Consider the following 19,310-nt stretch of genomic DNA (forward strand, 5'->3'; position numbering starts at 1 on the left):
GGTATAGAATTTTTTCATAACAAACTCTCCAATGAAAAAACTTAAAAACACCTCCAAAACATAAAAAAGACACATTTAAATGCTACAAGGTTCTCTAGAATTGGTTTTTTATAGACATAAAATTTAGTACCTGATTGAAAAGATAGAAAAATTATGTTTTTAGGTTTTATGGTTAACGTGCTTTACTCTTTTAAATTTCCTAGGAAGGTAAATTTTTTGTGGTGATTGGTTTTTTTAACCTTTAAACTTATTGTTTGTTTTTTTCAAGGGGTAGAGTTAATTTAGTTATTGTTTCTATAACTTCCTCCAGTAAAATTGAAATACATTTAAATATATATTTTGTCTTAATAGAAAGTTTTTAATAGATTTCTAGAGAGTTAGGTTTTTTTCTATCTGTAGAGTGTTACAGATTTTTTAGATTTAAAAATTAAAGCAGAAAATAATGAACTTATAATTTATGAAAAAACTCATTATCTTATTTTGAAATAAGCAGTTCACTTTGTTGAACTTGTATGTTGTTTTTGAAACCTGTATTCATCATTATAGTGCTTATCAATTTATATATATATATATATAAATTCTTTTTACATACGTAAAAAAAATTCACCCCTGCCTTATGAGACAGGGGTGAAAGGAGTTTTTTATGTATTTTGTTTATTATCAGTTCAATGTCATATTGAATCCTGCACCTATACCCCAGTGACCTCCAGAAGTTGTTGCGGATATGTTAGAGCGATATTTTCCATTTTCGGAAGTGTAACCTGCACCAAAGGCAAATGCAGATTGGCTACGCCATAAACCACTACCAAATCCAACGCTTAATTTTCCAGGCGTATCATTGTAGCGTAAGTTAGACACCGCAAGACCAATAGCCGCTGCTTGTCTTGCCTCTTTTTTCACACTCTCAATACTATAGTTTAAAACATCAAACTTCATATCTGTATATTGCTTAGCCCGATCAACAGCATCATCAATCGCATCAATCACAATATTATTAACCCGTTGATCTGTATACTGCTTGGATTCATCAAGAATAATCTTCATCTGTTCTTTAGTATAATCATGGAGCTGACCACCATTTACAGCTTCTTTCGAACCTTTTTCAATTTTACCATCAGCCACATTATCAATCATAACAGGTTCACTAGGATCACCACCCGCTAATGTGATTTTATTGGTTTTTTTGCCGTTTTCATCTCTGTCATAACGAACAGCATCCTCTTCAATGTCGTCAACTCTATTATTGATGTTATCAACTTTGGCATCAATATTAAGAACTGTATCACCAATATCAGCAATCGTATTGGAAATGTTATCAACTCTGTTGGTAAGATGCTTCACATCTTTTTCGACACCAGTGACACGTTCATTAGTTTCCCAAAGTTGTCCACCATTGACCGCATCTTTCGAATCTTTTGCAATTTTACCATCAGCTACATTGATAATTTTATTCGGCTTTCCATCGCGACCAGCATCATAGGCTTTTTCTTTATCATTCCACTTTAAAGCATCTGAATCGACCTTGTTGATGACATCATCAATACGGTTATTAATATTTGACATATTTTTATTGACGTCACCAAAAGCATCAGCGACATTATGGTGCTCTTTCTCAACAGTCGTACCATCAGCATTGACTTGAACAATCTTAAAAGTAGGATCTGTCCATTTGCCATTCTCATATTTGGCACCGCCACCGAAATAATTAGCAAGCTGGTTACTCATGGAATAAAGCTGGTTACCCGTAATGGCATCTGTTGAACCTTTAGCAATCTCACCATCCAAAAGATACTTCAATTTGCTGTTTGTTTTCTGCCCATCTTTTTCATGACGTGCAACAAATGCTTCTTCTTCATCATCCCACAGTAAAGCATCTTTAGAGATACCTTCAATTTGTTGATTAAACTCATTGGATACATTTGTTAAGCGTTGATTCACATCTTGAACATTTTTATCAAGACCTGTTAAAGCTGAACCAACGTCATAAAAGTTAGCCTTCCCTACCTTACCATCTACAATAGCCGATAAAGTATATTTCAGCCCTTCAAAAGCACCGTTAATGAACTTTGCACCACCGCCAAAAAACTTTGCAATATCTGCTGATATTTTATTAATCTGACTACCATTGATTGCATCGTTGGAATTTTCAGAAATGCTACCATCTTTCACGTTACGAAGAGCAACTGGTCCGTTGTTCTTATCGCCGCCCAAAGTTACACTACCATAATTAACACTATTATCGTCATTCTTATCATAGAGAACCGCAGCAGCAGTTGCTATCTCAATATCTTTAGTAATATCCTTTATGCTTTTATCAAGTTGATCTTTGTTAACAGCTTCATCACCTTCCTCTGCTGCCCTAACACCAGAAATCTTGCGTGCTAGCTTACCAACACCTGCAACATTGATCTCAGTACCAGCTGTATCCTTACCAATAGTGATAACACCTGATACACCTCCATCTTGTTTAACAAGACTATTTTTTATCACATCAGAAATCTTATCATCAATCTTATGGATAGAAATATTCACACCAGTAAATGCATCAAAAACATTATGATATTCTTTATCCTGAATAAGGAATGTTGGCTCTATACCATTCAATACATCTGTACTGCCACCAAAATATTTTGATGTATTTTGAGCAACCGTGAAAAGCTGTGAACCATTTACTGCTTCTTTTGATGCTTGAGAGATTTCTCCATCTTTTATACCAGAAAGTGTTCTCTCTTGATTATCTTTATTTGCAATACTTATTTTTGTACCACCGGTTTCTTTACCAACAGTAATAAGACCGTCTTCGCCCTCCTGCTTCACAAGGCTATTTTTTGTTATATCAGAGATTTGATTGTGAATATTTGTGAAAGTATTATTCACACCTTCAAAAGCATCAGCAACATTGTTATAGGGCTTCTTAGAGACAGCACCATTATCGCCGATATGATAAACTTGGAAAGTAGGAGCATGCCATTCTCCATTTTCATCATATCCTGCTCCACCACCAAAATATTTAGCAACATCATTAAACCCACTGATCAAATTTGCATTAACATGCCTGATATTTGTATCAAGTCCATCTAAAGCCGATCCAACATCATTATGCTCCTTCTGTTTGACCTGACCCTTTTCATCAATAGTAGTTAAATTATATCTTGGTTTTTTAAAGACTCCATTCTCGAATGAGGTCCCACCACCAAAAAATTCAGCAACATTTTGGGATATTTTATTAATCTGGCTACCATTAATTGCTTCTGTTGAATTTTCTGAAATCTCTCCATTTTTCACACCCGTAATAGTTCGCTCTCCCTCAGTACCTGCGATATCGATTTTTGTTCCGCCTTTTTCTTTACCAATGGTAATAAGCTTTTCGTCCTCATCCCATTGAACAAGACTATTACTTGTTACATTATTAATCTGACTATAAATATCTGTGATAGAAGTATCAACAGCAGCGAAAGCATCAGTTACATTATTATGTTTCGTTTTCTGAACCGTAAAAGTTGGTTTGAAGCCATCAATTACATCTGTCTCACCGCCAAAATATTTTGAAATATTATCAGCATAATTGAAAAGCTGATGACCATTTATTGCTTCTGTTGAATCAGAACTGACTTTTCCGACTGCAACACCAGAAATAATTCGATTTTTGGCATCATTATTTGCAACATTGATTTCGATACCATCTTTTTGCGCACCAATGGTAATAAGCTTTTGATCTTCATGCCATTTAACAAGGCTATTATCTACTATTTGATCTTTTATTTCATTCAGCTGTGAAACATTTACGGCATCATTCTCATTCGTACCCTTTTGTACTCCTGTAATTTTTGTATTAGCAGCAAAAATACCACCCTTGGTCATGTTTGGACCATCCTTGATCATGAAACCGGCATTACTCATTCTGCTATCCCCTGTTTCTACACGACCAACTTTAATATATTCGCTTAAATCAAAGGATACGTTATTGCCTTCACTTTTGACAATTTTTATATTTGTGTTCTCACTCTCATTATTATCATCGTCTTTCTGCTTAACTGCAACAAAATTCACCGTACTACCAGCTTTAACATCTGTAGCTTCCTCACCATTGACAGAAAGCTTCCAGCCTGTTGCCATCCCTGCTGTAAAGTCTTTTAACTGCTTATAATTTACTGCATCGGTATCGTCTTCTGCTTGAGCTACTTTTGTGATTTTTTCATTGCCAGCATCAATACCATCAAAAGCAATTCTGGGTCCCTTATTACCTTCAAACCCAAAGCCATCATCACTCATAATGCTTCTGCCTGTAGTGACACTCGTCAATTTAAGATTATCATTTAAAGAAAATGTGACTTTATTATTGTCTTTTTCAATTTTAATATTTTTGCTTCCATCCTCACTCGCACCCGCAACAAGGTCTACTGTACTACCAGCTTTAACATCTGTAGCATTGTTACCATCAACAGAAAGCTTCCAGCCTGTTGCCATCCCTGCTGTAAAGTCTTTTAACTGCTTATAATTTACTGCATCGGTATCGTTTTCCCCTGCCGCTACTCCTTTAATTGTTTTATCACCAGCATGAATGCCATTAACAGTTATGCTCGGCCCATTACCATCTTCAAAACCAAAGCCAGCAGCACTCATAATGCTTTCTCCTGCTGTGACAGTCATTACCTTAATATCATCAGCTAGATCAAACGTGACATTGTGGTCATTATCTTTTGTAATCTTGATATTTTTTGTACCTTTATTGTCAGCTGACTGAAAATTTACTGTACCGTTTGGGCCAATAGCCGTAGCATCTCCACCGTTAACAGAAAGCTGCCAACTCGTTTTGGTTGCTTTTTCTATAGCTTTTAGCTGTTTATAATTTACTGCATCGGTATCTTCAGTCCCCTCTGCTACGTTTATAATCTTTTGATTTCCGGCATCAATACCATTAATAGTCATGCTCGGACCATCATTCCCATTAATAAAAAAGCCATCCCTAGTCATGCGAGAACCGTTTTCACCATTAACAAAAAAGCCATCATCGCTCATCTTGCTTCGGCCTGTGGTAACTTGTGTCAGTGTGAGAGTATCATTCAAAGTAAATTGAATTTTATGCTTATCGTCTTCATTACTTTTTTCAATCTTTAAGTTGTCTTTTCCTACTTCTGTATCTTTCACTGAAAAATCTACGGTATTACCTGAATTCACATCTGTAGGATCGCTATCGTTAGCAGAAAGTTTCCAGCCTCCTCCCCCTGCTATAACATCTCTCATAGCTTTTAATTGCGCCACATTCACTGCATCAGTGTCATTACTCCCTGCTGCAACATTTGTAATCTGTCGCGTTAAATTCTGGTTAGTATTACCAACACTAAAATCACCTGCAGTGCTTTTCCATGCAAGATCACTCTTTGTTGTTGTAGTATTTGTTACAGGATCATAACCAAAAACACCACTCTCAACACGAGAGACAGATCCTCCCCCCACAGCAACACCATCTATAACACGCACTTGTGCATTTATACCAATTGCAACTGAATGAGCTGTCTCAGCATAGGTATGAGTACCTATGGCAATCGAATTTTTACCCTTTGCTATTACTTTTCTTTCCTCCCCGTTGTCTGCAGGTTCCCCACCACCTATTGCAATAGAACCAAGAGCTTGAGCTTCAGCCTTCGTGCCTATAGCAACCGCGTACTCGTCAGTTGCTTTGGTCTTTAATCCTAATGCAATACTATCGTAACCAGATGCAGATGCCACCTTACCAATAGCAACACTATTTATACCGCTCGCTGTTGCATCTGAACCAAACGCAATCGCATCGTCCAACGTAGCTTGGGAACGCACACCTATAGAAACGCTATTTTTACCAGAAGCAGTCGCAAGCCCACCAATAGCAACAGCAGATTCGCCCGATGCTTCTGACCCTACCCCCATAGCAACACTTACTTTTCCAGCTGCAAGCGCAGAAACACCAAAAGCTTGTGCACCACCAGCTTTTGCGGTTGCGCCAGCACCAAATGCCGTTGAATAATTACCCGTTGCAGCAGATCCACAACCAGTAGCAAAAGAATAAACACCATAAGCCTCAGGCATAATATTCTGAGATCCCTCAGTATTTGTTCCCATATAAGTAGCATTTTTGCTCAGAATCCCAGCGCTTTGCCAAGTAACCTGTTCAGTGGTCGTGCCATAAGCATTACGCCCGTTTGTCCCAGTGTAACCATTGATAAATCTTTCATATTGTTTTTCTACGGTTATTCGTTGGCTATCACCAACACTCTGCTGTTGCTTGCCGCCACGCCCGATAACATTGTCTGCACCACAGAAATCATCATCACCAGATAAAACAACACTACCATGACTACCATGTGCATAGGAAACACCGGGACCAGGTGTACTTTGACTAGCCCCTCCTACTATCGCAAGATTGGCAGCAAAAACTGGCGAAACACTTGATAAGAGTGTGGCCATTGCCGCGCTGAGAGAGAAAGCTTTAATTAAATTTGGTGTAGAATATTTTTTTTTCATAAGAATCTCCTCCTACAGAGCTCAACATCATCACAACGCGTGAAAACACACATGGCAAACCCATCAGTTTGCGCACTTCAAAAACCAACAAATCAAGAAAAAACCCTCCCATCGACACCGCTATTTATTACGGCATCGCCCTAAAATCTTTGTAACAACATCGAATCTAGAAAGGTCCCCAACCCTTTTAGCTAGAGGGATTCAAGCTAAAAAATAAATAAAAACACAAGACTTTGAAAATATAACTTGATCTCCATTCAAAAACACTGCGATTTATCTCTTAACAAAAATAGTTTCACTAAAGAGCAATTCTAATTTTTAAATAAAGCGCATCAGAAGAATGGCAAGAGTGTAAAAAATAATTTTTTATAAATTTGTCAAAATACTTCTCAATAAATTAGCTGTTCTTACAAGCATAAATTTATGATTTTTTTAACTTATCGCATAATGTAATGGATGACGATTATCATAATGACCTCACTCTTTTCTGCGAGGTAAGCTGTTTCAATATATGATACATGTCTTTGAAAGAAATCTTTCTTTATATAATGATGCAAGCTCTGTAAAAAGTTTCAACGTGCTCATCTCATCATCTTCATAAAAGACAAAAGCGCACCTATAAATAGTCTTTTGTTCTTCTCTCTTATATGTCTGTGACCCTTTTATAGGAACAAAACATCGTCATTGTATTTTCACTGTTGTGTAAATTTTTTTGTATTACTAACTGTAATTCTTTTTATAAGCAGTTTTATTAGAGCAATACATTAATTTATAATGATAATTTATTCATTTTTTCATGTTGAATAAGAGACCAAAAAAGTTTTATTTTTTAAAAAGGCTGTTCGTTTGTATCTTATGAATTTTCTAGATGTGCTTTTCAGTTTCGATTTTACGCTTTAAATGTAATTTTAAAAGTGGCAAAGTGGCTTCGACTTCTTCCATATCATTGAGGTTTTGAATAAGCTCTTGCAATTTTCCATAAAGCTCTGCTGCTAATTCCGCAACATCTTCAGGAGAAAGATCTATTTTTGCATCATGATAGGTCGTATAAGCTAAATGTCCAAGCTTTTTCATCAGCCCAGCAGGAATCGCTCGCGGTTTAAAACCAGCTGCTTTCGCATTTGCCATATCTGAAAACATCTCGCCATCGCCCGTTACAAGCCAGTTTAAATTGACTTTTAATTTCTGTGATAAAACAGCCAAAAATTCTACATTGGGAAAGGTCGTGCCTCTTTCAGCGTGATCATAAATGGCTTTATTAATACCTAAACGGATTGCTATTTGGTGTCTACTAAATAGCAAACTTTCTCGTATCAAACGTAATCGCTTCGCTTGTTCTGTTTTGGGTTCAATCTCTTTTTTTGCCAAATTATACAATAATACAAATATTGCGTTGACTTAATTCAATATTTGCATTATACCTCTTGTTACTGCCCCTTATGTTAGGCAAAGATCTACATACATAACCCCACAAAAATGGATGTTACAGCATCCGTCTAAGCAGGAGCGAAAATTATGACAATTACACAAAAAATGCAATCGCCGTGGTATTTTGCTGAGCAGCGCCCCTGTAATATAACCTTGGAAAAACTCAAGCCTATCAGAGGCTATTTTCCAGAGTCAAAAACATTTGGACACAGCCCAATGAAAAAACTAAATGCGCCACTGCCAACTCTATAAGTTTGCATGCCAAGCCAATTCTTGCCAACTGCTTTCTCAAAAGTTGCAGTCATATTCTTTCAAAAGCAAAAAGCCTAATACGATTCTCTTCATTTCATGCTGTGCAATATACCACTGAAATCTTATTACAAAAATATGCTAATGCATTTCCCATAGGTTTTTATAAGGTAAAAAGTTTATCAATGTCTAAAAATCAATATAAAATAGGCAAAATAATTGGTATTCTACAAAAAATGAGATCATCACTCGTTATTAAAAAGTTAGACGTTTACAAACCATGTTTGCTTATTTTATATATTAATGGTACTGATTTAGCTGTAACTGGCAATAGAGATTTCAGGGTGTTTGGTTTATCGTCAGAATACTCTTCCTCTGCGCGTATTAAAAGCCTTTTAGCAATGTATTTTAAATGCTATAAATTCTATAGTAAACACATTGCCATCCATATTTACAATTGGGCGCTTCAAAATCTTGGAGTAATAAAATCTTTAATAGGCTTTGATTTAAAAGCGTGTATTTTGCAGAAAATTGACAAAACCATGAGGTTCGTATACATGGCAATTCTAAGTAATAATAGTGGAGTGATACTTAAAAAAGACGCATGGAAAACCGCAACGCGGAGGAATTAAACATGGCCTCTTTATGCGATAAAGAATTATCTGATACACTAGTTGGTCTTTATGACGACTATCAACGCGGTTTCGACATTGGAGAAGAGCTTAAATTGTGCGTGGATTTGGCGTTATCTCTTGAATTGGAACTCAGTATTCACCGTTTAAGTGAAACAGATGCTGTTTTAAAAAAAGAGATTATGCAAACCTTGCATCGTCGTAGAAATACCCATCCCAATGAAGATGAAATTGATACAATTTTTCATATGGATTTTGAAAAACAAAAATAATGCAACACTCTCCCCGTATGATACGATATTACCTCATCGCTTTACTTTCTACTGCGCTTAAACAAAAAACTTAGATTTAAAGTGTTACGGTTTCGTCTTCTTAACAACAGTGAGATGAATTAAAGAAACGCAGCAATTCTTGTGGGTCGTTATCAAAAAATAGAGAGTATTCTCTAGCATCCATCAATTTATGCTTTATTCATTAAGCACCAACTTTTACATTTTCTCACTCCCCTATAAAAGCAAAATATGAAATATGCTGTAGCGTAAATATTTATAAAATAGCGTATATTACTACACTTAAATGTAATTTATTGTTTTTCATGCTTATAAAAAAGCACTATGAGTATTCCAACAAGCGCAACAATGCTTTGAAAAAAATATATCGATTGAGGTGATATGCTACTGTTATCGCTTGCCATAATGAGATAGACTGCGAGGATCAAGCATCCAGAGATACCATTAAAACTTGCCTGCAATCTTCCTTGGTATTCAGGATCACAAGAGAGTTGTGATAAAGAAATCGAAAGAGCCCAACTCGAAAGTCCAACTCCAATCATAAAGTAAACAGGAAAAACAACAAAATTGTGTGTATTAACAGATAGAATAGCGAGACCAATAGCCATAAAAGCTAATAAAATAGCTAATGTTTTCCTTATGGATAAAACTTTACAAAGAAGTGGTGAAAAAAACGCACCTGTCAATACGCCCATAGAATAAAGCACCTCAAATATTGCAAAGGTCCTGCTATCCGCATGCAAAACCTCTTGTATATAAGGAACGAGAATAACAGGAATGGTCATCAAAAGAGTCATAATAATCATTTGGCTTACATACGGTACAAAAAGAGCTGGATTCTGTTTAAAATAATGAAGGGATGCTGTATAATTTTCCCACCAGTTTTGCTGGTTTTGGTTTTTAGATCTTCGGTTTTTAGGTACCTTCATTGCAAAATTAAATAAACCAGCAATAATAAAGAATATACCACCTATTAGAAGAGTTCCTTTTGTTCCTGCATAGGACAGTATCAATCCACTTAAGCCCATACCTGCGATAGTGCCAAGTTCATAAACCATATCGATAGTCGCATTTGCATTGATGAGCTGTTCCCTCAGCACAATACTTTGAATTAAAGAAATAGCTGATGGCATATAAAAAGGGATAAAAATACCCAAAAGAGCAGATAAGACCATCAATTCAATTTCTATACCAAAATGCCAAAGCATTACCCAGCTTACGATTACCAAACCTCTCACAAAATTTGAAATAATAATCTGCGTTTTACGGTTATATTTATCTGCCAATATGCCAAAAATAGGCGCAAAAATAATGCCAGGCGCCCAAAGAAAAAGCATCATCAACGCTACACCACGGATTGAGCCCGTCTGATTGTAAGCGAGCCACGACAATGTAATATAATTTAGTCCACTTCCAAATGTAGCAAATAAGCCACTCAAAGTAAAATAGAGAAAAGTTCTATTTTCAAATAAAGCAATGCGTTCCTTCAAATTTGAAGTGAACATAAATTACCCTCTAAAATGAATCCCAGTCGATATGCATGATACATCCTGTTTAAAAACAGGCATTCTTACAATTTTCATTTTAGATCATTAAATTTAAGAAAGCAAAATTTCTTTTTTGAGGCTTTTACAATCTTTGTGCTGTTGTATGATTAATTCTTCTATGAAAACGGAACATTTATGGACAAAAACAAAATTAATATTTTATGTGCGTTTTATTCAGAAGCTACACCTTTATACATATGTGAAACAATTTTACGGTATGAAAGCTTCACACACATCATTGTCCTTATTATTCCGTGCACTAAAATATGTTCGAGTATATCCCTCCATGTCGTTCTTCTATCACCACACTTCGTCTCTAAAAGAATAAACATACTATTATCCTCACAATAAATATTGATAACTTTTCTTCTCCCCTTCTCTAAATCTTTTAAAATAAGCCCATTACAGTTAGTTTTCCAATTAAAATATATAATGTAATATCTTCCTGAGCAGTTAAATTATTGCAATCATATCTCTAAAGTTTCAGATTTAGAGTACAAATATATAAAGGGGATTTATCGTGGATAACTTGATTAATAAATGATTTTATTCATCATCAAAACAAACCTTATCTATATGATGTCGTATTTGATGATGAATTAAAGAAATAGGAGCAGTTCCATCAATTGTTATAAACCGCTCATCTATTTCTGATAAAACTTGGTATACTTTGTAAACTTTTTCAATAAAAAAGAGTTTTTCTTCGTATTTTAAGTTTAAACCATCCCTTTTCTGCAACCGCTCCAGTATAGTAGTGGGCGGTAAATGAAGATAAAATGTAATATGAGGTCTTGGAATAGATTGATTTAATTTAACGACACTTTCAACAGAAAGCTCTCGAGCATAAAAATAAGCAAGACTAGAATAAACATATCGATCGCTAATTAATAAATTTTGCGATGACGTTAAGGAAGGTTCAATAATTTCAAGCGTATGTTTGCGTCTATCTGTCGCTGATAAGAGTGCTAAAAGCAACGGATCAATTGCTTTTCCATTATCTAAGTAATCTCTAATTTCTGGATTATTTCTATACCAATAACTGGGTTGAAAAGTTTGTATTATATGTTTTTCTGCTGAGTAATGGCGAGCAATTTCTTTTGTTTGTGTTGTCTTTCCACTCCCATCAAACCCGCATAAGACAATAAAAGAACCAGAAAATTTCTTTGAAGACCACATGGAATTATAAACTTTTTTATCAAGATACATTTTGTCTATATACTTTCCATAAGTTAAATTGTTTTATGTCTGAAATCTCTTAATGTTTAATAAGGTTTTTTTAACTCGTCTCTAAACAGAAAACCACAATATTCCCGCATTTGTATAACTTTATGATAAATGGCAGTATATAGACTTAGTTTTAAGATAAGTTTATATTTTAGATAACTTAAAATTAGATTAAGTATTTGTAAAAAATATATTTTTTCTCACACTACATGCCCTGCCATTTTTTAACGAATTCTAGTAGAGTTTCTGAGGATTACTCCTATAGCGTCGTGTAAGTGTATAGAAATGAGTTCGATCTAAGTATATTATTGTCCCTAAAAGCTGACACTAGATTGCGCTACATAAGAATCTAATGAAATCAACTCTATCTTTTCTCAAACCACTGCCCTCGCTATAAGCATTTGATATTCGATTCCGTCAAAAAGCAGCAGAGCAATTATCGGAAAACATCGCTGAGATATTGAAATATGTCTTGCAAAAGCGTTTGAATCAAATGTTTCACTATATTTTTCGGTATATTCATAAACTGAAACTAAAAATATTATAATAAGCCCTCAAACAACGACAACGTCTAAATCAGCCGTAACAAAGCCTCCTAAAACTGAACCAATAACACCTTCTCTCTATATAAAAAGACTACTATGTAAAGGCTTTAATACAATATCTTAGCGCTAATGCCATAAATGTTTCTGATAGATAACGAAGTTTATTGTCACAACAACATCTAACAACGGTCAATAGCAAAACCTAAACCTTGAGTATAAACAAAATCAACTTGAAAGCACAAAATATATCTCTAGGACATAGTTCCTTATTGGCAAGCCCCCCTGCAAGAGACGCAGTAAAAATAAGCCTCATCCTACTCATTCTCCTGAAAATAAGCTATCACTACCATAAACATCAGCGTTCAAATTTTCCCTACCGAAAAAACTTGATATGCCCAGTAATACATGTATATGTTCATAGCTTGTGAACATGTGTGCTGATTTATAATACTGTGTGTTTTTAAGAGATTCTGAAATGGGGGAGGATGATGTGCACAAACAACTGATGTTTCGGTTTTATGGGCTTGTTGTCCTGCTGTATCTTTCTGATATGTTTTTATTTTTAAGTAATCTTTGGAATGCTTATCGCATAACATCCTCATCGGTTTTCCTAGGCGTAACCATGGTTTTGGGCACCCTTATGCCCTATCTTTTGAAAAACAGCGAACTTGTGCGCATTAAAGCCTCACTGCGGTTGGTCGATTTATACAAAGGCGGATCATTATCTATAGCCTTCTTTTATTGATTGCTCTTTTCCATTACGCTGATTCCCCCTTTGGTTTTATCGCTGTCTCTATCTCTATCGGCTATCTCTCTTTGATTACCTTAAGCACGCTCGAGACTTATAATACTAAACTAGCACTTAGTGGTTATATTAGTGCCCAAAAGGCTTCCCGCATTATGCAAACAGTGGTGCAAATTGGCGCCTTTTTGGGAGCAGCACTAAGTGGTTATCTCTTAGAAGCGACCAGCCCTCGAGGGGCGGCGGCTGAAATTGGCTATAATGGTTTGATTGTATCACTTTGTGTGTTTGACATCATTATAAGCCTTATAGCCAGATATATTATCTTTTGCGATGAATATAACGCCACAGATACCACAGCACTTGAAACTGGTAATAAGCCAGAACCTACACCGCAAGCGGATGGTCTCTCCCGTGAGCTTAAACTTTTATGCGTCTGCATAGGGCTTATTGGCTTTCATATTTGCGCTTATAATACGCTGGCAACCATTCTTTTTCAGAGTGTGAAAAATTTTGGCTCTGAATATTATGGGCTTTGCAGTGCGGTTGCGGGCGTGGGCGCTTTTTTGGCTGCTTTTATCAAAATCCCTCGCTTTGAATTTATTCTCCCAGCCCTTATGTTGAGCGTAGCTGATCTTATTTTTAGCACCACACAATCGCCCTATTTGGCTGTGGTCTTTTGCTTTTTTATTGGCTTTTCAATGAATACCATGCGAATTAATGCCCGCAAATATACGATTGAAGCGACTAAAACAGAGGCTCAAGCAGAGCTGGTGGGAAGCTATAACGGCATGCTTTATAGTCTTCTCCCAATCGGCAGGTTATGTTATCCTTGGTCTTCTTACAAGCTCTGTCCTTATGGGTCCTCAAGCAGCTGTTTATCTTCTGCCCCTTATAGGGCTGATAATCTTTATTTATGTTCTTTTCCTTTTATCACAGCGGAACAAAGTATGAGAAAACCTATTCTTATTGTCGACCCTTTCTCCACTGGTGCCCTCTATGGCTCTGCTTTGCAAAAATTAGGCTATGCTTGTTATGGTGTTGTCTCTCAAGCAGCTCCTTTTTCACACTTTATGCTTTCTTATCAGAGAAAGGGCATGGCAGAAGCGAAGCTTCATAGTGTAGATGAGATAAAGAAACGCTTTCCTATCGGCACGATAGAGGCTGTAATAGCAGGTGCCGAAAGAGGTATTTATTGTGCAGAGCAATTGGCGGCTTATTATAATTGCCCTGGGAATAATTATAATTGCCCTGGGAATAATCCCTCAACCACCGATTGGCGACGGAAAAAGGCAGCAATGCAAAGGCACCTTTGTGAAAATGGTTTATCTTACATCCGATCAAAAATTCTTACAAAAGACAATTGTACTCTCGATGGTTTTGAAAGTCCCAGCGGCTATGTAGTAAAGCCAAATGATTCTGCTGGGAGTGATGGCATTTTGTTTTTCTCCAGCCGTGAGGAAGTGGCGGCATGGTCCTCTAGAATCGACTGGAGGGAGAGGAATACATCGTCGACGCCGTTGTAAATGGAGAGACTATAAAGATATGTGCTTTATCGCGATATAAAAAAGATATTCATAATGGAAGTGCTTTTGTTTATGAAGTGCTTGATGCTCAAGATCCCTTTTATGCCCTTCTTATCTCTTATGTAAAACAATGCATTCGCGCGCTGGGAATTGATTATGGTCCTGCGCATATGGAAATCATGCAAACAGCTCGTGGTCCAATGATGATCGAATTAGGAGCCCGCCTCCACGGAGGAATTGCACCCACCTTGTTCGCGCATTACTATGAAGATGGTTTACTTGAAAGCTCCGTTAACCTTATTGCTGGCGTGTTTTCACAAACCACAAGTCGTTTTAAGAAAAAAGGGCGTATTATCTTTCTTATCAACGAGATCGACGGTCATATTATAAAAGATGTTAACGTATGGCGACAAAAAATTCATTCTTGGGAAAATGTGGTTCATTTTATGCTCTTTTTTAAAGAAAACGAGCCCCTCCCCCTAACCATCGATTTAAATACCTGCCCAGCTATTATAGCAATTTGGGGACACAGTGATGATGAATTATCAGCTTTGGAGAGGATCATTCGTAGCAATTTCTTATAAAATACAACAATTGGGAGGAAAACATGGATTCAGCAGCGCAACTAATTGAAAATATAGACAAATATGAAAAATGGATCAAGCTTAACGGATTAAACAACAAGAAAATAATTTTGTTTACAGTTTTATTGCCGAGCATTCACGGATGGATTCTGGTATTATCTCTATCTAGAACTCCCTACAAGCATGAAGCAGAAAAGTTATCAAGCATACTTAATACACCTAATGACAACTGCTATTATCATGCGAGATGACTCTAATGTAGATGAATTTGAACTCTTAAATAATTTCTTAACTCTTGCATCGCTCTATTTCCATAATTTTTAAATAATATTCAATAACTTAAGTAAAATAAATATTTTTATTTTGGGTTTTGGTGTGTTGGTAATTTAAACCATATTAAGAGAATATATTAAAGAATTGAAATATTTATATGTCGAGATTGAAGCAGCTCTATTTTACCAAAAGAAGAACTATTATGACACAGGTGAATTTAGCTATTAATCTTTTGTTGCAAACAAGTGGAAAAAGAATGCTGAACGTAGAAAAATTTGCATAATAACCTTTAACAAAAATGATTAAAATTTAGATAGAGTTACAAGGTATGAAATAAAATTGGTTCCATCAACGCTGCAATTTTTTCTGATTAATTTATTCTACTGATATCGTTAAGGCTTTCTTCTAATGACATCGCCTATCATTAGAGAGAGAGATGATTGTTTTTCGAATTGTGACAGCACACAAATTTCGTAATTTATTTTACCCATCAAAAATTGTTGGTTAGTTGAGTAAGTTAAAAAAATACATAGCATTCCGTATAATGCCGTGTGTATGTATAAAACTTCTCAGAATGATCGTTTTAATAGCAATGTTGAAGGAGGTGCCTTTTTTGGAAAGATTGTACAGCAATTACGAGTATCTCTAGGAGGAAAAGCGCTGATTTTTAGAACAGAAAGAAACATTGATCATAACAATTTATTAGGCTAAACGCAAAATATTTATCCTAATAATTGATGATTGAATTGTAACAGAATAAGTTTTTGATAATCATAAAGAAAAAGGTAGAGAGCATGTTTTTTTAGTTAAGGAAGAGTGTTGCTCATTTTTCTTTCTAAAAGTAAGAAAATTCAAAGATAATTTTTTTGTTCTTATAGTGGTGATACAATAATTGTCGAAGTCAGTGAAGGGGAGATTCCAATACATTATTACAAAGTTTAATAAAAGTTGGAATACTTAAAAACTCTTTAATTGCTATAATGATTTAAGAATACCAGATTAAGATACGGGCAATTCAAGAGCTCAAAGCTTTGTGATAATATTGGTTTAGAATTACATCTTGTTCATTCAGACGAGATGAGCCAATTATTATATGTCATAGAACCATATGGGTGGGGAATTTAAAAAAAGCTTATCCAGAATCTGACTTAAAGGTTTTGGGAACTTTAGTAGTAAGATTGGCTTGGTCTCATGTTGCCCAAAAATTAGCACCCAATCTTGTTATGACTAGACTAAATTTAGAAGATCTGCTAACTGAAATTTTTATAATATTATGAAATGATAAAAATATTAATATTTCTTCTTGTCCCGTACATGAAACGGATGCTATTTTTATTTGTTATTCTTTGCACCATTGTTCGAAATATATTTTAGATGGTTGTCACTTGAAATATGTCTTGGAAAATTATTTGGCAAGAGAACGTGCCCATATGTATTGGAAAGTAATTTCCTATTATTTGTCTCAATCTATGGGCGCAACGTTATCAAGTATAGAATTCATGCTGACAGATGACTTGCAAAAAATACGTACCTATAACGCATTTGAAATAAAATTTTATGAAAAACTGGAATTTAGTACCGAACCATATTCGACAATAGAGAAAATCATAAAATGGCTCGAGTCTCTGTTTAAGAGTGAGAAAGCTCTTGCGTAATTCTGTTTTTCTTATGATTTTGATTGGTTGTTTGACGAGTTTTTGTGCTAGTGGTGTATTATCTATTGGCCTTTCTTTGTTACAATTCCAAGATACAACGGGAGAAGCGTCTGCTACTTTAAATGTTGTTAATTTAATCGCAATTGGAATTTCAGGCTTATGTTTGGGAAATGTGTTGGTGCGCTATCAAGGCTTTATAATTGGGTTTTATAGTCAAATTATTTGCGCTTGTTTATTATCGTTCTTATTATTTATGAACAATCCGGTACTTATTTTATTTGTGTTTTTTTTACTTGCTCTCTTGATGGGGGCTGATAATCCAAATAACAATAGTACCTTGAATCAGCTGGTTCCAGCTCCCAAACAAAAAGCTGGAATTTTTGCATTTTATACTAGTTGCTGTCAGTTTTTTGTTATTATATCCCCATTGCTTATATATTTTATAATTGCGCATTTTGGGCACAAAATAGCCATAGCCTTTATTGTGTTTATTTATCTTTTGAATGCCAGCCTATGGTTTCGTATAAAGTCTATACAACAAATAAACAGAGTAAAAGAGCTATTAAAAAAGCCATCTCAAAAAGCTTATGGAGTTGGTTTTAGGTGTCTTTGGCGGGTTTCTGCGTTGCGTTTTTTAACGATTAATCGTATTTTGAATAATTTTCTCTATACGGGGACTATTGTTCTATTGCCTCTTGTTCTTGCATCTATAACATCAGATAATACAAAATTTACAGCTATTCAAAATTCTATTTTTGCTTTGTCAGCACTGGGTTTTGTGGTCAATGGTCTTATCTCATCCTATTATTTACGGAAACTTCCTTCTTTAATTCGTTTTTTTGTATGGGGAACTCCGACTTTCGCAGTGATCGCAATCTCTTTTGTTTTATATTTAAATTTTACTCAATATTCCCTTTATATTATGGGTTTTTTATTAGGTATTGGGCAATTTTATTTTAGGGTATCGGGAATAACAATTGGACAAGCTATCACACCTAGTGAAAATTTAGCCGAGGTAATTTTGGCAGGCGATGCCAGTGTGCGCATCATAACAGCTTTATTCTCTATTGTGCTTTTATCTGCCGGAAATTTTTTTTCATTTTCTACATTATACATCCTGTGTATATTTATAGGTTTTTGCGCCCCTTTATTTATTTTACACGGACTATCTATTTACATACAAAGCTTAGAAATAAAAGAAAGCGACACATGAATGATATTCAATTATTATATTACGTCAGCCTTTTTTGATTATCGTATAGATAAAAATTTTGTACAAATATTTATGATATTAATTTTAAATGAGCACATTGCGTGAGAAAAGCCGAAGTGTTCATTACCTCTCATATGAATAAACCGCATTTAGCCCGTTAATCGGAATTGCAAATAGCACTATGATCACCATTAATTCTGAAGCTCTATCAGAAATTAGTGATAATAGCAAAAATCCTTTAATGATATTTGAAGAGATCGTTTATGCTAGATCAGGTTATCTATAAATCGAGAGGAGAGGAGCTTAGAAATTGTAAAACTCATGGAAATTCAACTGCAGTTTCTAGGCATACATAATGGCAAGCATAGATCGACGTGAACTAGTCAATTGCAAACAATAAAAAATCCTGCAAATACTGAGCTTTTTAAGCTATCTCATATCAAGAATATGAAAGTTCGTTTTAAATTAATGGCGGAGAGAGAGGGATTCGAACCCTCGATATGGTTTCCCATATACACGCGTTCCAGGCGTGCGCCTTCAACCACTCGGCCACCTCTCCAGAAGTCTCGCACTATACCCAGAAAGAAATAACGTGCAAGCCTAAATTATACATTCAAAACTCAAAAAACAAATTCATTTGTTAAAGTAAGAGCTTATATCTGTTGAATAACAAGCACATCTTTTATTTTTAAGAAAAAACTTTTTCCGTGGATAGGTTTGTATAATACAATAATTGGAATAAAAAGATTGTCACCATCATAAATTTTCATGCTTATTTACGCACTTTCTGCTTCACAAAAAATACTTCTCTTAAAATTGGCATACAGTCCATGATTTTGCGCAATCAAATAATTAAAATCACTTGCTTATACGTCATAAGCGGAGATGGTATGTGGAGGAA

The 19,310-nt window shown here is 35.3% G+C and carries 13 protein-coding genes and 1 tRNA gene; 9 read left to right on the plus strand and 5 right to left on the minus strand.

From position 1 onward, the window contains the following. Window positions 1-660: 660 nt before the first annotated feature. Complete coding sequence (locus ACFIKO_RS00005) at window positions 661-6,501, minus strand: Vomp family autotransporter (protein ID WP_375673013.1); 5,841 nt, start codon at window positions 6,499-6,501, stop codon at window positions 661-663. A gap of 864 nt (window positions 6,502-7,365) precedes the next feature. After that, window positions 7,366-7,869, minus strand: coding sequence for a helix-turn-helix domain-containing protein (locus ACFIKO_RS00010; protein ID WP_375673014.1), 504 nt, complete (start codon window positions 7,867-7,869; stop codon window positions 7,366-7,368). A 147-nt stretch (window positions 7,870-8,016) separates the two neighbouring features. Between ACFIKO_RS00010 and ACFIKO_RS00015 the strand changes: the two genes are divergently transcribed. The 3 genes from ACFIKO_RS00015 (at window position 8,017) to ACFIKO_RS00025 (ending at window position 9,082) form a co-directional block, all read left to right on the plus strand. Then, the gene (locus tag ACFIKO_RS00015) at window positions 8,017-8,181 is read left to right on the plus strand and encodes a hypothetical protein (protein WP_375673015.1); all 165 of its coding nucleotides are present in this window, start codon (window positions 8,017-8,019) and stop codon (window positions 8,179-8,181) included. Between the two features lie 182 nt (window positions 8,182-8,363). Further along, window positions 8,364-8,810, plus strand: a complete 447-nt coding sequence (locus ACFIKO_RS00020) for a hypothetical protein (protein WP_375673016.1) — start codon at window positions 8,364-8,366, stop codon at window positions 8,808-8,810. A 2-nt stretch (window positions 8,811-8,812) separates the two neighbouring features. Continuing rightward, a complete protein-coding gene (locus ACFIKO_RS00025; RefSeq protein ID WP_375673017.1) occupies window positions 8,813-9,082 on the plus strand; it encodes a hypothetical protein in 270 nt (89 codons plus the stop codon). Window positions 9,083-9,393: 311 nt separating this feature from the next. Here ACFIKO_RS00025 and ACFIKO_RS00030 read toward each other — a convergent pair whose 3' ends face one another. Together ACFIKO_RS00030 and tmk are read right to left on the minus strand one after the other, a co-directional pair. Then, window positions 9,394-10,605: an MFS transporter gene (locus ACFIKO_RS00030; protein ID WP_375673018.1), complete on the minus strand. Its 1,212-nt coding sequence runs from the start codon at window positions 10,603-10,605 to the stop codon at window positions 9,394-9,396. Between the two features lie 588 nt (window positions 10,606-11,193). After that, complete coding sequence (gene tmk, locus ACFIKO_RS00035) at window positions 11,194-11,853, minus strand: dTMP kinase (RefSeq protein ID WP_375620391.1); 660 nt, start codon at window positions 11,851-11,853, stop codon at window positions 11,194-11,196. A gap of 1,038 nt (window positions 11,854-12,891) precedes the next feature. Here tmk and ACFIKO_RS00040 point away from each other — a divergent pair. From ACFIKO_RS00040 to ACFIKO_RS00065, 6 genes are all read left to right on the plus strand, one after another. After that, entirely contained in the window at window positions 12,892-13,161 is a 270-nt protein-coding gene (locus tag ACFIKO_RS00040; protein ID WP_375673019.1) for a hypothetical protein, read from the plus strand. Further along, the gene (locus tag ACFIKO_RS00045) at window positions 13,158-14,684 is read left to right on the plus strand and encodes an MFS transporter (protein WP_375673020.1); all 1,527 of its coding nucleotides are present in this window, start codon (window positions 13,158-13,160) and stop codon (window positions 14,682-14,684) included. The genes ACFIKO_RS00040 and ACFIKO_RS00045 overlap by 4 nt, the downstream gene beginning before the upstream one ends. A gap of 77 nt (window positions 14,685-14,761) precedes the next feature. Then, window positions 14,762-15,268: a hypothetical protein gene (locus ACFIKO_RS00050; protein WP_375673021.1), complete on the plus strand. Its 507-nt coding sequence runs from the start codon at window positions 14,762-14,764 to the stop codon at window positions 15,266-15,268. A gap of 23 nt (window positions 15,269-15,291) precedes the next feature. Continuing rightward, window positions 15,292-15,519: a hypothetical protein gene (locus ACFIKO_RS00055; protein ID WP_375620387.1), complete on the plus strand. Its 228-nt coding sequence runs from the start codon at window positions 15,292-15,294 to the stop codon at window positions 15,517-15,519. Window positions 15,520-16,096: 577 nt separating this feature from the next. After that, window positions 16,097-16,252, plus strand: a complete 156-nt coding sequence (locus ACFIKO_RS00060; protein WP_375620386.1) for a hypothetical protein — start codon at window positions 16,097-16,099, stop codon at window positions 16,250-16,252. 936 nt (window positions 16,253-17,188) lie between these two features. Continuing rightward, on the plus strand, window positions 17,189-18,409 hold the full coding sequence (locus tag ACFIKO_RS00065) for an MFS transporter (RefSeq protein WP_375673022.1): 1,221 nt from the start codon (window positions 17,189-17,191) through the stop codon (window positions 18,407-18,409). Between the two features lie 469 nt (window positions 18,410-18,878). Here ACFIKO_RS00065 and ACFIKO_RS00070 read toward each other — a convergent pair. Continuing rightward, window positions 18,879-18,968 (minus strand) — tRNA-Ser (locus tag ACFIKO_RS00070). Between the last annotated feature and the right edge of the window lie 342 nt (window positions 18,969-19,310).

This window comes from Bartonella sp. TS82HLJMH, from assembly GCF_042193495.1.
Taxonomy (GTDB): domain Bacteria; phylum Pseudomonadota; class Alphaproteobacteria; order Rhizobiales; family Rhizobiaceae; genus Bartonella; species Bartonella grahamii.

Excerpts from the sequence above, each read along its gene's own strand:
- ACFIKO_RS00025 (WP_375673017.1), top strand. The coding sequence starts at position 8,813 with ATGGCCTCTTTATGCGATAAAGAATTATCTGATACACTAGTTGGTCTT.
- ACFIKO_RS00020 (WP_375673016.1), top strand. The coding sequence starts at position 8,364 with ATGTCTAAAAATCAATATAAAATAGGCAAAATAATTGGTATTCTACAA.
- ACFIKO_RS00030 (WP_375673018.1), bottom strand. The coding sequence starts at position 10,605 with ATGTTCACTTCAAATTTGAAGGAACGCATTGCTTTATTTGAAAATAGA.
- ACFIKO_RS00015 (WP_375673015.1), top strand. The coding sequence starts at position 8,017 with ATGACAATTACACAAAAAATGCAATCGCCGTGGTATTTTGCTGAGCAG.
- ACFIKO_RS00060 (WP_375620386.1), top strand. The coding sequence starts at position 16,097 with ATGTATAAAACTTCTCAGAATGATCGTTTTAATAGCAATGTTGAAGGA.
- ACFIKO_RS00040 (WP_375673019.1), top strand. The coding sequence starts at position 12,892 with ATGGGGGAGGATGATGTGCACAAACAACTGATGTTTCGGTTTTATGGG.
- tmk (WP_375620391.1), bottom strand. The coding sequence starts at position 11,853 with ATGTATCTTGATAAAAAAGTTTATAATTCCATGTGGTCTTCAAAGAAA.
- ACFIKO_RS00005 (WP_375673013.1), bottom strand. The coding sequence starts at position 6,501 with ATGAAAAAAAAATATTCTACACCAAATTTAATTAAAGCTTTCTCTCTC.
- ACFIKO_RS00055 (WP_375620387.1), top strand. The coding sequence starts at position 15,292 with ATGGATTCAGCAGCGCAACTAATTGAAAATATAGACAAATATGAAAAA.